Source organism: Pseudomonas sp. HMSC08G10 (assembly GCF_001808425.1).
GTDB classification, from domain to species: domain Bacteria; phylum Pseudomonadota; class Gammaproteobacteria; order Pseudomonadales; family Pseudomonadaceae; genus Aquipseudomonas; species Aquipseudomonas guariconensis.
In genome coordinates this window covers 1-1,043 of sequence record NZ_KV793299.1, presented here as the reverse complement: position 1 = coordinate 1,043, position 1,043 = coordinate 1, and the positions used below count along the sequence as shown (strand labels likewise).

Genomic DNA, 1,043 nt, shown 5'->3' with positions numbered 1-1,043 from the left:
CGAGCGTGCTGCCGCGATGGGGCCGGCAGTCACGGTCACCTTGGCTGCAAGGCTACCGATGGCGCTGCCCTTGAGCTGTGGGGTGACGGTCCAGACATCGGCCTTCCTCCCTTTGAGCGTCGCGGTGTACGTGCCTGGGGTGGTTTCCTTGAGGGGTTCCACGGTCACGTCGCTACCCGCCGCGCCGCCGGCCCTGTCAGTTACGTCGAAGGCAAGGTCGCCAACGATACCGGTGACCGGGTTGCCTTGGGCGTCCTTGGCAATGAAGGTCAGTTCGGACGGGGTGGAACCATTCGCTGTGATGGTGTCCGGGGCGGCGGCGATCGTCGAGGTACCTGCGTCCACCACGCCAGCGATCAGCATCACTTTCTCGCTCATGCCGGTGGCGGCGCCGTCGAGGATGAGCGTCACGGTCCAGGTGTCGGCCTTGCTGCCTTTGAGGGTCGCGGTATAGGTGCCTGGCGCGGACTCGATCAGGTTCTCGATAGTGACGGCTGTGCCGGCCTCCTGGCCATGGTCATTCTTCACGGTGAAGGTGAGCTTGGTTGCCAGGCCAGGGATCGGGTTGTTCTTGGCGTCCTTGGCGCTGAGAGTGAGCTGCGAGCTGTCCCTGCCGTTGGCATCGATAGGGTTTGGTGCGGCGGTGAATTTGGACAGGGCAGTGTCCAAGGTACCGGCAACCAAGGTCACGTCGGTGGCCAAGGCGCTCAAGGCGCTGCCTTTGAGCTGTGGGGTCACGGTCCAGACCTCGGCCTTGGTGCCGCTGAGCTTGGCGGTGTAAATGCCTGGGGTGGTTTCCTGCAGACGGGTGATGGTCACTTCGCCACCCGCCGGTGTGCCGAAGCTGTCGCGTACATCGAAGCTCAGGTCTGCCGCGACGCCGGAAACAGGATTGCCCTGGGCGTCATTGACCTCCAGTTTAAGGTCGGATTCGCCAGTCCCTACCACGACGGAGGGTGGGTTGGCAGTGAAAGCCGATTTGCCGACGTCCACTGCGCCCGGCTCCACGATTACCTTCTCTTCGAGGGCCAGGGCGGCACTTT

At 63.8% G+C, this 1,043-nt stretch carries 1 protein-coding gene; it reads right to left on the bottom strand.

Annotated elements, in window-relative coordinates; genetic code table 11:
• The coding region (locus tag HMPREF3173_RS08175) for an invasin domain 3-containing protein (protein WP_218188843.1) at window positions 1-1,043 on the bottom strand (1,043 nt) is incomplete at both ends.